This is a genomic window from Streptococcus sp. ST16, assembly GCF_046098135.1.
Taxonomy (GTDB): domain Bacteria; phylum Bacillota; class Bacilli; order Lactobacillales; family Streptococcaceae; genus Streptococcus.
Map to the genome: position 1 here is coordinate 101101 of NZ_JBJUSE010000002.1, position 14708 is coordinate 115808.

The 14708-nt window shown below is 44.1% G+C and carries 12 protein-coding genes; 2 read left to right on the plus strand and 10 right to left on the minus strand.

What is annotated here, in order from left to right:
• Window positions 1-42 precede the first annotated feature (42 nt).
• Together scrK and ACIY14_RS02205 are read right to left on the minus strand one after the other, a co-directional pair.
• Window positions 43-930, minus strand: coding sequence for a fructokinase ScrK (gene scrK / locus ACIY14_RS02200; RefSeq protein WP_007520522.1), 888 nt, complete (start codon window positions 928-930; stop codon window positions 43-45).
• Between the two features lie 158 nt (window positions 931-1088).
• On the minus strand, window positions 1089-2993 hold the full coding sequence (locus tag ACIY14_RS02205; protein ID WP_409001360.1) for a sucrose-specific PTS transporter subunit IIBC: 1905 nt from the start codon (window positions 2991-2993) through the stop codon (window positions 1089-1091).
• 381 nt (window positions 2994-3374) lie between these two features.
• Between ACIY14_RS02205 and ACIY14_RS02210 the strand changes: the two genes are divergently transcribed.
• A complete protein-coding gene (locus tag ACIY14_RS02210; RefSeq protein ID WP_409001361.1) occupies window positions 3375-4829 on the plus strand; it encodes a sucrose-6-phosphate hydrolase in 1455 nt (484 codons plus the stop codon).
• A complete protein-coding gene (locus tag ACIY14_RS02215; protein WP_000225991.1) occupies window positions 4810-5775 on the plus strand; it encodes a LacI family DNA-binding transcriptional regulator in 966 nt (321 codons plus the stop codon). The genes ACIY14_RS02210 and ACIY14_RS02215 overlap by 20 nt, the downstream gene beginning before the upstream one ends.
• Before the next feature lie 188 nt (window positions 5776-5963).
• On the opposite strand, the gene ACIY14_RS02220 is transcribed toward ACIY14_RS02215, so the two are convergent.
• The 8 genes from ACIY14_RS02220 to fmt all read right to left on the minus strand — a co-directional run bounded on the left by ACIY14_RS02220 (window position 5964) and on the right by fmt (window position 14704).
• Window positions 5964-7238 carry a hydroxymethylglutaryl-CoA reductase, degradative gene (locus tag ACIY14_RS02220; RefSeq protein ID WP_409001362.1) on the minus strand — a complete coding sequence of 425 codons (1275 nt, stop codon included), beginning with the start codon at window positions 7236-7238 and terminating at the stop codon, window positions 5964-5966.
• Window positions 7238-8410, minus strand: a complete 1173-nt coding sequence (locus ACIY14_RS02225) for a hydroxymethylglutaryl-CoA synthase (RefSeq protein ID WP_409001443.1) — start codon at window positions 8408-8410, stop codon at window positions 7238-7240. The genes ACIY14_RS02220 and ACIY14_RS02225 overlap by 1 nt, the downstream gene beginning before the upstream one ends.
• Window positions 8411-8528: 118 nt before the next feature.
• On the minus strand, window positions 8529-8984 hold the full coding sequence (locus tag ACIY14_RS02230; RefSeq protein WP_007517796.1) for a threonine/serine exporter family protein: 456 nt from the start codon (window positions 8982-8984) through the stop codon (window positions 8529-8531).
• A 1-nt stretch (window position 8985) separates the two neighbouring features.
• Window positions 8986-9744, minus strand: coding sequence for a threonine/serine exporter family protein (locus ACIY14_RS02235; RefSeq protein WP_000344546.1), 759 nt, complete (start codon window positions 9742-9744; stop codon window positions 8986-8988).
• Window positions 9745-9829: 85 nt separating this feature from the next.
• On the minus strand, window positions 9830-11710 hold the full coding sequence (gene pknB / locus ACIY14_RS02240) for a Stk1 family PASTA domain-containing Ser/Thr kinase (RefSeq protein ID WP_409001363.1): 1881 nt from the start codon (window positions 11708-11710) through the stop codon (window positions 9830-9832).
• On the minus strand, window positions 11707-12447 hold the full coding sequence (locus ACIY14_RS02245) for a Stp1/IreP family PP2C-type Ser/Thr phosphatase (RefSeq protein WP_000401532.1): 741 nt from the start codon (window positions 12445-12447) through the stop codon (window positions 11707-11709). The genes pknB and ACIY14_RS02245 overlap by 4 nt, the downstream gene beginning before the upstream one ends.
• 15 nt (window positions 12448-12462) lie before the next feature.
• A complete protein-coding gene (gene rsmB, locus ACIY14_RS02250) occupies window positions 12463-13776 on the minus strand; it encodes a 16S rRNA (cytosine(967)-C(5))-methyltransferase RsmB (protein WP_409001364.1) in 1314 nt (437 codons plus the stop codon).
• The gene (fmt, locus tag ACIY14_RS02255; RefSeq protein ID WP_409001365.1) at window positions 13769-14704 is read right to left on the minus strand and encodes a methionyl-tRNA formyltransferase; all 936 of its coding nucleotides are present in this window, start codon (window positions 14702-14704) and stop codon (window positions 13769-13771) included. The genes rsmB and fmt overlap by 8 nt, the downstream gene beginning before the upstream one ends.
• Between the last annotated feature and the right edge of the window lie 4 nt (window positions 14705-14708).

Sequence of the window (14708 nt, forward strand, 5' to 3'; positions counted from 1 at the left end):
AGAAAAATCCGTTTGGTTTCCCAAGCGGATGTTTTCTTTGTTTTATTTTGCGACACTCTTAGCAAGGACAAAGTTCCCAAGTGTGGCAGAACCATTTCCAGCAACTGCTGGAGTCACGATGTAGTCACGCACGTCTGGTACTGGTAGGTAGCCGTTGAGAAGAGCCGTGAATTTCTCACGCACACGGTCCAGCATGTGCTGTTGGGCCATGACCCCACCACCAAAGACGATTACGTCTGGACGGAACGTCACGGTAGCGTTGACAGCAGCTTGAGCGATATAGTAGGCTTGGACGTCCCAGACAGAGTTGTTGAGTTCAATATTTTCACCACGAACACCTGTACGGGCTTCGAGACTTGGACCAGCCGCAAAGCCTTCCAAACAGCCTTTGTGGAATGGACAAACACCGTTGAATTCTTTTTCAATATCCATTGGGTGTTTGGCTACATAGTAGTGACCCATTTCAGGGTGACCGACACCACCGATAAACTCACCACGTTGGATAACACCTGCACCGATCCCTGTACCGATCGTGTAGTAGACCAAGTTTTCGATACGACCGCCAGCATTGTTACGAGCAACCACTTCACCATAAGCAGAGCTGTTTACATCCGTGGTGAAATACATTGGCACGTTGAGGGCGCGGCGAAGGGCACCAAGTAGGTCTACATTTGCCCAATGAGGTTTTGGAGTCGTTGTGATAAAGCCATAGGTTTTTGAGTTTTTATCGATATCGATGGGACCGAAGGAACCGATGGCAAGGCCTGCAAGATTATCGAATTTTGAAAAGAACTCGATGGTTTTATCGATGGTCTCGATTGGAGTTGTTGTAGGGAACTGTGTTTTTTCTACAACGTTAAAATTTTCATCTCCGACAGCACAGACAAACTTTGTACCGCCCGCTTCTAAGCTTCCATATAATTTTGTCATGATAAACCTCTTATCTTTGTTTTCTCTATTATAGCACATTTTAAAGGGCTAGATTTCTCAATATTTTAGATTTTCCTCTGTAAATCTTACCATCCAAGTAAAAACGAACAAACATGATATTTGTTCGTTTTGTTTTTAGATTTGATTTTCGAAGAGGACTAGGCTTTCACTTCGAGGATAGCATCACCCTTGACAACAGAGCCACTTGCGACTGGTGTCACAGAAGTGTAGTCTGCTGTATTAGTCACGATAACCATTGTTGTGTCGTCAAGACCTGCAGCAGCGATTTTGCTTGAGTCAAAAGTTCCGAGAACGTCACCAGCTTTGACCTTGTCGCCTTGAGCAACTTTTTGTTCAAAGCCTTCACCGTTCATAGTCACTGTATCGATACCAACGTGGATTAAGATCTCAGCTCCATTAGCTGTCTTCAAACCATAAGCATGTCCTGTGGCAAAGGCAATCGATACTTCTGCATCAGCTGGTGCGTAAACCACACCTTGGCTTGGTTTTACAGCGATTCCTTGTCCCATTGCACCACTTGAAAAGACTGGATCGTTAACATTCTCAAGAGCAACTACGTCCCCAACAATTGGAGTTTGGATTGTTTCATTTTGAGGAGCTACTGAAATTTCTTCATTTGCCTCTGTAGCTTCTTCAGAAACTGTTTCTTCTGCCGCTTCTGTTTCTTCTTTGTAACCAAAAGCATAAGTCAATCCGAAACCAAGGGCAGTTGTTACTAGGACCATAAAGATATACTGGAGAAGTTGACCATTGATGTAGAGAAGTGTTCCAGGAATGATCGTAATACCAAAGCTAGTACCTGCCAAACCTAGAATGTTTGCTAACCAACCACCAGCAGCACCGGCGATAAGCCCCATGATAAATGGTTTACCATAGCGAAGATTGATACCAAAAATAGCTGGTTCAGTGATACCAAGTCCAGCAGAAAGTGCAGCCGGGAAGGCAAGAGCTTTAATTTTTGGATTCTTTGTTTTCACACCGACAGCAAGAGTTGCTCCAAGTTGAGCAGTCATAGCTGCTGTAATAATAGCATTAAGAGGATCTGAACCTGTAGAAGTAACAAGGTTAGACTCCAATAGATTGAAGATATGGTGGACACCTGTAACAACGATGACCTGATGAACACCACCAAGGATTAATCCACCTAGACCCATTGGGAGACTGAGCAACCAAACAGTAGCGACTTTGACGTAGCTTTCAACTTCATGGAATACAGGTCCAATGACAAACAAGGCCAAAATAGACATTACTAAGAAAGTCAAGAATGGTACAAGGAGTAAGTCTAATACATCTGGAATACGCTTACGGAGCCACTTTTCAAGTTTCGCACCGGTCAATCCGACGAAGAAAGCAGGTAAAACTGAGTTCTGATATCCGACAACTTTGATAAAGCCGAAGAACATAATTGGTTGAGCATCACCTGAAGCAACAGCCCAAGCATTTGGCAAGGATGAGTTAACCATCATCAATCCTAAGACTAAACCAAGCAAAGGATTTCCACCGAATACACGAAAGGCTGACCAACAGATCAAGGCTGGAAAGAAGGCGAAGGCTGTATCTGTCAATACAACTGAATAAGTATAGAAGTTTGTTGCTTTAAAGGCTTCTGCAGTTGTTCCAAACAAAGCCAAAACTTGATCTTGAACAATAGCACCACGAATTCCCATAAACAAACCAGTAGCAACGATTGCTGGCAAAAGTGGTACAAAAACGTCACCGAAAGTACGGATAGCACGTTGGAACCAGTTCCCTTGTTTAGCAGCTTCTGCTTTCATGTCATCTTTAGATGATGTTGGCAAACCAAGTGCAACAACTTCATCGTACATTTTGTTAACTGTACCTGTACCAAAGATGATTTGGTATTGACCTGAGTTAAAGAACGCACCTTGAACTTTTTCCAAGTTCTCAATCACTTCTTTATTGATTTTTCCTTCATCTTTGACCATGACACGAAGACGAGTCGCACAGTGGGCAACACTGTTGACATTTTCACGTCCGCCCAAGGCATCGATGACTTTTTTTGCAATTTCCTGATTGTTCATTTGCAAAAATCTCCTTATATAAAATTTCGTTATTGTTTGAAAGCGATTTTATCCACCCTTACGACTATTATTTTATCATGTTTTAGAAATATGTCAAGCGTTTTGCAGATTTTTTATTATCCTTCTCTTCTTTATATCCATTTATGACAGTTTTTGACTGAGTTCTTCTATTTACTCATAAAAATATCCTTAAATTAGAGGATTCAAAGCTTTTGTTTTTCAATTCCTTTCATTTTTTCGTGAAAATTTTTTCAATTTCTTTCGCTTATTTTATGGCAATCGTTTGACATTTTTTCCTCTTTTTTAACATAAAAGACTTGCTTTTTTTGCCGAAAACGTTTACTATTAATAATAGAATAGAACTTATGGAGGAAAGATAAAATGGAATGGACAACCGAGCGCCGTTACAGACGCTATGAAGATTGGTCTAATGATGAAATCAAGCAAATCAAGGAAAAGATGGCACAATCTCCTTGGCATACTCATTACCATGTCGAGCCTAAAACAGGGCTTCTCAACGACCCAAATGGTTTTTCTTATTTTGATGGCAAATGGATCCTCTTTTACCAGAACTTCCCCTTTGGTGCAGCTCATGGTTTGAAGTCTTGGGTGCAGCTTGAAAGTGATGATCTGGTGCACTTTAGAGAAACTGGAGTCAAAGTTTTGCCTGATACTCCATTAGATAGCCACGGTGCCTACTCTGGTTCTGCCATGCAATTTGGCGATAACTTGTTCCTATTCTATACAGGAAATGTCCGTGATGAAAATTGGATTCGTCACCCATACCAGATTGGTGCTTTGATGGATAAAGATGGTAAGATTACGAAAATTGACAAGATCTTGATTGACCAACCATCTGACTCTACTGACCACTTCCGCGACCCGCAAATTTTTAACTTCAAAGGTCAATACTATGCTATCGTCGGTGGACAGGATTTGGAGAAAAAAGGCTTCGTCCGTCTCTACAAGGCTGTGGACAACGACTACACAAACTGGCAAGCAGTTGGCGACCTTGACTTCGCTAACGATCGCACTGCCTACATGATGGAATGCCCAAATCTGGTCTTTGTAGGCGAGCAACCTGTCCTTCTCTACTGTCCACAAGGATTGGATAAAAAAGTTCTAGACTATGATAATATCTATCCAAACATGTACAAAATCGGGGCTTCCTTTGATCCTGAAAATGCTAAAATGGTAGATGTGTCTCAACTTCATAATCTAGACGATGGTTTCGAAGCCTATGCAACTCAAGCCTTCAACGCTCCAGATGGACGTGCGTTGGCAGTAAGTTGGCTTGGACTACCAGATGTTTCTTACCCATCTGATCGTTTTGACCACCAAGGAACCTTCTCATTGGTCAAAGAACTCACTATCAAAGATGGCAAACTCTACCAATATCCTGTCTCAGCCGTCAAAGAACTTCGTGTCTCTGAAGAACCCTTTTCAAATCGTGCTCAAACCAATAACACCTATGAACTCGAGCTCAACTTGGAGACCAATAGCCAGAGCGAGATTGTCTTACTTGCTGATAAAGAAGGCAAGGGACTTTCCATCAACTTTGACCTTGCTAATGGTCAAGTGACAGTGGATCGTAGCCAGGCTGGAGAACAGTATGCCCAAGAATTTGGGACGACTCGTTCTTGCCCTATCGATAATCAGGCTACTACTGCTACAATTTTCATCGACAACTCAGTCTTTGAAATTTTCATCAATAAAGGAGAAAAAGTATTTTCTGGTCGTGTCTTCCCACATGCGGACCAAAATGGGATCCTCATCAAGTCTGGAAACCCAACTGGAACTTACTATGAATTAGATTATGGTCGCAAAACTAACTGATGTCGCAAAACTTGCAGGCGTCAGCCCTACTACCGTCTCACGGGTCATCAATAAAAAGGGTTATCTATCTGAGAAAACCATTCAAAAGGTTAATGAAGCCATGCGAGAACTAGGCTACAAGCCCAACAATCTGGCTCGAAGTCTCCAAGGAAAATCTGCCAAGTTGATTGGACTCATTTTCCCAAACATCAGTCATGTCTTTTATGCGGAGTTGATTGACAAGTTGGAACACCAGCTCTTCAAGAATGGCTACAAGACCATCATCTGTAACAGCGAGCACGATTCTGAAAAAGAACGGGAGTACATTGAAATGCTGGAGGCTAATCAGGTAGACGGTATCATTTCTGGAAGTCACAACTTGGGAATCGAAGACTACAATCGTGTGACAGCACCGATTATTTCCTTTGACCGAAACCTATCGCCAGACATCCCTGTCGTCTCCTCTGATAACTACGGTGGCGGGGTCCTCGCTGCCCAAACTCTGGTTAAGACAGGCGCCCAGTCTATCATCATGATTACAGGAAATGATAACTCTAACTCACCGACTGGACTGCGCCATGCTGGCTTTGCCTCTGTTCTCCCGAAAGCGCCTATTATCAATGTTTCGAGTGACTTTTCTCCCGTCAGAAAAGAAATGGAAATCAAGAATATCTTGACTCATCAGAAACCAGATGCCATCTTTGCTTCAGATGATTTGACAGCCATTTTGGTTATCAAAATCGCTCAGGAGCTGGGAATTTCTGTTCCTGAAGAGCTCAAGGTCATCGGCTATGATGGGACCTACTTTATCGAGAACTACTATCCTCATTTGACAACGATTAAGCAACCTATGAAAGAGATTGCCCAACTCACTGTTGATCTCCTCTTGCAGAAGATTGAAGGTAAGGAAGTCGCGACAACTGGTTACTTCTTACCAGTCACCCTATTACCAGGAAAAAGTATTTAATACTCTTCGCAAATCTCTTCAAACCGCGTCAGCGTCGCCTTACCGTAGATATATGTAACTGACTTCGTCAGTCTTATCTACAACCTCAAAGCAGTGCTTTGAGCAGCCTGCAGCTAGCTTCCTAGTTTTCTTTTTGATTTTCATTGACTATAAGCACAAGAAAACTCAGACTGATTTGTCTGAGTTTTTTACAATCTTAAGTTTTCGAGATAACGCTGGGCTGTCTCTAAGTTAAAGGTTTTATCTGCGATGAGGCGCTCAACGAGAGGAGCAACTTCGGACTCACTAGCACCTGCTAGGAGAGCTAAGGATTTGGCCTGCAATTTCATGTGGCCTTGCTGGATGCCCGTACTTACCAAGGCTTTGAGGGCCGCAAAGTTTTGGGCGAGACCGATAGACACGATAATCTGAGCTAATTCTTTGGCAGAAGGATTTCCCAGCAGTTCGTGACTGAGAGCTACACGTGGGTTGAGACCGATTGAGCCACCCTTGGTCGCTACCGGCATGGGTAGGGTCATCTCACCGACCAATTCTTCTCTTTCCATATCCAGTGTCCATTGACTAAGGCCTTGATAGCGTCCATCTCGACTGGCAAAGGCATGGGCCCCAGCTTCGATGGCACGCCAGTCATTACCAGTGGCAATCAAAATGGCATCAATACCATTAAAAATCCCTTTATTGTGAGTAGCTGCTCGGTAGGGATCAGCCTGTGCAAACTGACTAGCCAAAGCTATTTTCTCCGCAATTTCTCGTCCTTGGTCCCTTTGGGGACTCAAGTAGCGAAAGGCGATACGACAGCTTGCAGTCACCAGAGAATCGGTCGCGTAGTTGGACAAAATTCCCATAAGACTCTGTCCCTGACTGAGTTCTTCTAAGACTGGTTTCAAGGCTTCCAGCATGGTGTTAAGCATATTGGCTCCCATGGCTTCCTGAGTATCGACATGGAGATAAACAACGAGAAAGTCTCTTTCACCTTTGATCTGCTCTACATGCAAATCACGCGTCCCGCCACCACGTTTAACGATGGACGGATAGGCTTGATTGGCGAGTTCTAAGAGCTCCGCTTTCTTGCTGGTAATCTTCTCTTGCGCTTGTTCAGGATCAGCAACTTGATAAAGGGCTACCTGACCAATCATCTGGCGCTCATGTACTTGAGCAGTAAAGCCACCTGCTCGCTTGATGATTTTACTTGCATAGCTGGCCGCAGCAACCACTGAGGGTTCTTCTGTCACATAGGGAACTGTGTAGTCCTGACCGTTCACCAAAAGCTCTGGAATGACAGAATAAGGCAGAGAAAAAGTTCCCACTACATTCTCACTCAGCTGATCTGCAACTGCCAAGCTAACTTGTTCATCCTGCTCCAGACTGGTTTGCTTTTCAGGACTAAGGAGCGCCTGAGCTTTCAGCAACTCAAGGCGCTCATGGTATGATTTTTTAGAAAATCCATTCCAACTTAACTTCATTATTTTTCAACCTTGCTATAACGGCGTTGGTGGTCGACAATTTCAACCAAGGCATAGTCTTGATTTTCAAAACCTGCAAACTGGGCTGAACCAGATTCATCCAACTCTACCTCTTCGAAGAAGACTTTTTCATAGTCTGCAACAGACAATGCTGTACGTTGCTTGAGTTTGCTCAAGCGATCCTTATCAAGGTAGGCCTCGTAGCCTTCAACCAGTTCTCCACTAAAGAACTCTGAAACCGCTCCACTTCCGTAACTGTAGAGGACAATTTTATCTCCAGCCTTCAAATTTTCTGCATTTTCCAAAAGAGATAGGAGACCTAGGAAGAGGGAACCTGTGTAGATATTCCCAATCATCTGACTGTAGAGAATGGATTTGTCAAAGTTTGCTTGCAGACTATCCTTTTTTTCCTGAGACAAAGTCTTATCCATCATCTTGCGCAAGCCTTTTAGGGCCAACTTAGGGTAAGGTAAGTGGAAGCAGATGGCCGCAAAATCATTCATAGTCCAATCATAACGTTTCTTGTATTCATCCCAAGTCGTCGTAAGACTGTCAAGATATTGCTGAGTTGAGTACAAGCCGTTTACATAAGGAGTGGTTGAATAGTTCGGACGCCAAAAATCCATAATATCACGCGTTTGGGCAACATTATCATTGTTAAAGGCCATGGTACGCGGATTTTGCGTAATCAACATCGCCACACTCCCAGCTCCCTGAGTTGGTTCACCTGGAGTCGCTACACCATACTTGGCAATATCGCTGGCGATGACCAAGACCTTGGACTTTGGAGAATTTTCCACATGTAACTTGGCATAATGGAGGGCAGCTGTTGCTCCGTAACAAGCTTCTTTGATTTCAAAACTGCGAGCGAACGGCTGAATACCTAATAGACCGTGAACAAAGACCGCCGCCGCCTTACTCTGGTCAATCCCTGACTCGGTCGCCACGATGACCATGTCGATTTCTTCTTTTTCTTTGTCTGTTAGAATAGAGTTACTTGCACTGGCAGCTAAGGTGACAACATCCTCAGTCAATGGTGCAATGCTAATTTCGTTTAATAAGAGACCCTTACTATATTTATCCGGATCAACTCCTCTTGCTTCTGCTAGGTCTTGTAATTTCAAGACATATTGACTGGTCGCAAAACCAATCTTATCAATACCGATTGTCATATTTACCTCTGTTTTTTCATTCATTGTAAAAAATCGTTCTATTCTATTTTATCACAAATAGGAACAAATGAGAGAAAAAAGACTTGATTCAACAAATCAAGTCTTTGCTTTGACAGCCTTAGGAGGAGATCCCTCTCTGTTTTCGGATGTAGTAATAGAGCTTTAAAATCACCGTTCCACTTGCCATCCCGATAGAAATGACCAGAGCCAACATAACTACTAGCGTTGCACTGGTAAGGGCATGACTGTAATCGCCTGTCACAAAGAAAGCTGTCGTTCGATAGGATAGATAACCGGGCACCAAGGGGGCAAGAATGGCCAAGACAAAGACCACTGCTGGCGTCTTATAGATGATACTTAAAATTTGGCTGATGCAAGAACCAACCACTGCCGCAATAAAGGTCGCAACAATAACATTGGTTGGTTCTTTGAGCACGAGGTAGAGGAGCCAGACACCCATTCCCAGAACACCACCAGGTAGGAGCATGGAGCGCTGAACATTTAGTACGATTAGAAAGGTGATAATGGCGAGTAAACTCGCCACTGCTTGGAGTAAAATACTTGTTAGAGTCATCTTATGTCATCAAAACCAGGGCGACGGAGGTGCCGGCCCCTAAAGCGAGGGTAATGAGCAAGGATTCAAACATCTTGCTCATACCAGAGTTGATATGGTTGGTCATGATATCCCGAACCGCATTTGTCAGAGCAATCCCTGGAACAAAAGGCATGACCGCTCCCGCTATGATCAAGTCTGCCGTCGAAGGAAACCCTGTATAGCGGGCCCAGAACTGGGCAATCAAACCAAAAACAAAGGCACCCGCAAAGGCGGTTACAAAAGGAATGCGGACAAACTTCTCTACATAGAGAGAAAAAGCAAAACCAAGTAAGGTCGCAATGGCTGCACCAAAAGCATCATAGGTATTCCCCCCGAACATAATCGAGAAAAAAGGGGCACTGAGGGTTGCTGCAATAGTCACTTGGAACTTGGTATAAGGAAGAGCTTGATTTCTGATTTCCTTTAGCCTTTCAAAAGCCGTAGAGAGATCGATCTGCCCTCCGACAAGCTCCCGTGATACTTGGTTCACATCGCAGACTTTTTCGATGTTGTAGGAGGAAGAAGTTACCCGTTTCATACGAGAAATATTGGTATTCTCAATAGAAAAGAAAATAGCTGCTGGCATGGCAAGAACGTTGCAATCCACTATTCCCTGTGAATGAGCGATACGGATCATGGTGTCCTCAACCCGATAAATCTCCGAACCGCTTTTTAAGAGAATGGTTCCAGCTAGCATAATCACATCAATGACGGCATTCAACTCTCTCGATTCGTCCATTTTCTCCTCCTTTTCTGCTTCCTATATTTTATCACAAAAATCAATGAAAAAAAATCTTTGTCATGAAATCATGACAAAGATTCGTTTAATCTCGAGAACTTTCACGGGTTCCTTCACTATTTGATTGACTAGTTGAAGGAGTGTTTCCTTGTTGATTTCCCTGATTTGGAGCTGTAGAAGAACCTTGGTTCCCACGTTGGGCAGGATTAGAGGATGAAGTTGACGGTGGTGTTTTTGGTTTGTAGATGGAAAGTTTGATACGCGTACTTGCAAGATCAACCTGTTCTCCTGCTCTTGGCGTTTGACTTACAACAGTTCCTTCTGCCGTTCCTTCAGGAGCATTCGATACTTCTACAACCTCAATATTTGCTTCCTTCACACCGACAATCTGAGTCAAGTTATTCTTTGTAAACTCGAGACTTGAACCGATGTAGTTCGGCATGCTGACACTAGTCACCTTCTTAGCCACTGTTAAGGTAATCGTAGTGGCTTTTGAGAGATCATAGGTCGAACCCGAAGCAGGGGTCTGTCTGAGGACGGTGCCAGGTTCGCTTTCGCTGGATTCTTCCTCTTCCATCTTGATTAGATTTTCAGGAACCTTCTTCTCCTTGAGTTCGGCTACGACATCTGTATACTTGCGTCCAACATAATTGCTCAATTGGAAGGATTGCTTACCAGAAGAAACGATCAAATTGACCTTGGTTCCTTCTTTTCGTCTACTACCAGCTTCCGGATCCGTTCGAATAACACGTCCTTCTGCTACGGTATCACTAGCCTCTGACTTTTCTTCACCGGCTTCAAACTTGGATTTTTTAAGAGCTTCCTTAGCCTCTGCAACGGTTTGTCCAGCTACGTCAGGAATAGCAATCGTTGCTGGTGTTCTTGACAAAATCCAGACCAAAGAGGCTGCAACTAATAGAAGACTAGCCAAAAGAATCATATAGCGAGCCTTAAACTTCCGCTTTTTAGTTGGCTTTTGCGTAGGTGCTTGCTCTGGGGTTAATTTCTTTGACTGAGGACGTTCTTCCTGCGCCGGAGCTTTTGGAATCGAGGTCAATGTACTTTGTGGGACTTTAGGTAAAGTCTTCGTATCCGCCTTACTCGCATCGTCAAAGACCAGTTTCGGTTCATTCCGACGATTATAAGACAAGCTAGTTGACAAGTCCATATACATTTCTGAAACAGACTGATAGCGATCAGACAATTTCTTAGCAGTTGCCTTGATGACAACATTTTCCAAAGCCTGAGGGACAGATGGGTTTTCAGCAATGACGGACGGAAGTGGCTTCTGGAAATGCTGAAGGGCAATCGTAACCGCACTATCCCCATCATAAGGGATATGTCCCGTCAGCATTTCATAGAAAATAATCCCCATTGCATAGATATCACTCTGGAAGGTCGCTTTTGAACCACGCGCTTGCTCAGGTGACAAATAATGAACCGAACCCAGCATCGAGTTGGTCTGGGTCAGACTCGTCTCTGCAAAGGCCACTGCAATCCCAAAGTCAGTAACTTTAGCAGTTCCATCTGGTGTCAAGAGGATATTTTGAGGTTTCAAATCTCGGTGAACAATTCCTCTAGCATGAGCTAAACGCATAGCCAAAAGAATCTGTCCCATAATCCGAACCGCCTCTTCATTTGAAAGAGGATAGTGTTCTTTGATATAACGCTTGAGGTCAAGTCCTGCTACGTATTCCATAGCCAGGTACTGTTGGCCATCTTCCTCACCGATATCTGTTATCCGAACGATATGAGGATGGTCCAGATCCGCCATAGCCCTCGCTTCCCGCTGGAAACGTGCCACAGCAATCGGGTCCGTCTGGTAGTTGGTCCTCAGGACCTTCACTGCCACTTCTTCCCCGTCTAGGATCAAATCCTTGGCCAAGTAAACATCTGCCATGCCTCCTCGACCAATCTGCTTGACAATCCGATACCGCCCGGCAAAAATCTTGCCGATTTGGATCATTCTGCCGCCTCCTCGTTCATGTAAACAAGGGCAACCGTAATGTTGTCTAAACCTCCTGCATTGTTAGCGAAGCGAATGAGGGTTGCCGCCTTGTCTGCTAGGGAAATATCGCTGGTTACGATATCATAAATCTCACTTGCTGAAATCATATTGGTCAAACCATCACTATTGAGCAAGAGATAATCTCCTGACTCCAGTGTAATCATCCCAAAATCTGGCTGGATTTCATCTTTTTGTCCGATCGACTGGGTGATAATATTCTTTTGAGGATGAGTTTCTGCTTCTTCTGGAGTCAATTGACCAGCCTTGAGCAATTCGTTGACCAAGGAATGGTCACTCGTCAACTGGTGGTATTCTTCTCCACGAATCAAACCGATACGAGAATCTCCAATATGAGCATAGATGGCTTGGTTGTCAATAAACGCAACAGCTTCTAGCGTTGTTCCCATGCCTCTGTAGGCTTCGTCCTGACCTAGTTGATGAATTTTTTGATTTTCAATCTCCAGGTAGTGGGCAAACCACTCACGAACTTCATTGACTGAGTCAATTTGGGTATCCACCCAATCCACACCGAGGTCTGTGACCGCCATCTCACTAGCGATATTTCCTGCACGGTGTCCTCCCATTCCGTCAGCCAAGATGATCATAGTGCGTCCTGCTCGGTTGACAAAGTGATTGACATAGTCCTGATTATTTGTACGTTTCTGACCAACATCTGTTAATAATGCTATTTCCATTGTGTCAGTTCCTTCCTATTCTGATATCTTGCGAAATTGGCTAATGAAGAATCCATCACTTCCATACAATTCTGGAGTAATCAGGATGCAGCCATCTTTCAGGATATCTTTACATTCGTGTTCTAGTTTAACCTGCTCGAACTCGGGATGACTTTCTAAAAACGCCTCAACGACTTGAAAGTTCTCCTCAGAGACAATAGTACAGGTACTATAAGTTATTATACCACCTTTTCGTAGCGTTTGACAAACACTACCTAATATTTCCAGCTGAATTTCCTGTAAGAACGTGAAATCTGCCGTTTCTTTATTGTATTTGATGTCTGGTTTGCGACGTAAAAGTCCAATCCCAGAACAGGGAGCATCTACTAAAATCTTATCAAAAGAGTCCCGACCGAAAAACTCATGCACTTTTCTGGCATCCAATTTTTGCGTTTGCACTCGATCTGCCACACCTAAACGCTCCGCATTTTCTTGGATCAAGTTCAACTTATGATCATAAAGGTCCAAAGCCGTCACCTTACCGGATGTGAGGTAAGAAGCCATATGGGCTGTTTTCCCACCCGGAGCGGCACAGGCATCTAGAACCTGCTCATCGCCTTGTAAATCAAGAGTGGGAGCAACCAGTTGACTAGACTCATCTTGGATGGTAATAGCACCCTCCGAAAACAAATCATGTCCCGCAAAGTGTCCTTGCTCCTTGACCAGACCAGTGGCAGCCAAAGGGGAATCAGTCGCCTCTAACAAGGCTTTGATTTCCTCTTTTCGGCTCAAGTTGGTCACCCGGATGCTAGCCTTGTTGCGTACCAAGAGACTTTTAAAGATGGCTTGTGCTCGCTCTTCCCCGTACTCTTCCTTGAGCTTAGATACTAGCCAAACTGGGAGAGAATAAGCAATGGAATCACGCTTGTTTTTGCGTTTGATACTGTCAATGTCTGGCCAGCCTTCTCGTAAGATACGACGCAGGACGGCGTTGACCAATTTTTCAGTGCCTTTTTTACGGGCTTTGGCTAGTTCTACCGCTTCATTGACTACAGCGTGATTAGGAACCTTATCTAGATACCGAAGTTGGTAGGCGCTAAGAAGGAGCAGGATATAGAGCCAGTTATCTAGCTTATCCCTATCTTCGATAAAGTGGGACAGGTACCATTCCAGAGTCAGTTTACGGGCTACCGTTCCATAGACAATCTCTGTCACCAAGCCCTTGTCTGGTGCTGAGAGTTGACTCCCCTTGAGGTATTTGTTTAAGGCAATATTGGAGTATGCTTGGTTGACAAAAACATTCTCTAGCACTGTTAGAGCTAGACTTCTAGCCGTTTCTACTTTAGTCACCAAATCGTTCTCCTACAGTCAATGTACGTCCAACCCCGTTGAGGAAGGATACGATGTCCATCTTAGGCTTGCCAGCTGGCTGCACTTGCTTAAGAGACAGAGCATTTTCAGCCGTTGCGACAATCAATTCTTTCTTGCCAATTGAGAGGATCTCACCTGGATTTCCCTGACCTTCTACTGGTAGGGCTTCATAAATCTTAAAGCGATCACCCTTGAGAAAAGTGTGGGCAACAGGCCAAGGATTCATCCCACGGATTTGGTTGAAGAGTTGACGGTTGGTCTTATTCCAGTCCAACTTTTCTTCCTCTGGTTTGATATTTGGCGAGAAAGTGACTTGGCTTGGGTCCTGAGCCACAGGTTTGATCTCCCCAGCAATATAAGCAGGCAGGGTATCCAAAAGCAAGTCACGACCAACAATCGCTAATTTCTCAAACAAGGTGCCGACATTGTCCTCATCAGTGATGGGAATACTGCGACGAGAAATCATATCTCCTGCATCCATCTCCTTGACCATCTCCATAATGGTCACACCAGTTTCCTCATCCCCTTGAATCAAAGCATAATGAATGGGTGCGCCACCACGGTGTTTGGGAAGAAGGGAAGCGTGAACGTTGACCGCAAAATCCATGCTATCAAGGAGTTTACTTGGGAGAAATTGCCCAAAAGCAGCAGTGATAATCCCATCTGCTCCTAGCTTCATAATAGCTTCCATCTCTGGACTTCCAGATAATTTTTCAGGCTGGTATATCGGAAGACCTGCTTCTTTGGCAGCCTGCTTGACCGGGGTTTCTTGAATCACTTTTTTACGGCCGACAGCGCGGTCTGGCTGGGTCACAACAGCTAGAATCTCGTAACGATCATCTGATAACAAACCCTTCAAAACTGTCGCTGAAAAATCGGGAGTCCCCATAAAGATTAGTTTTGTCATTTCT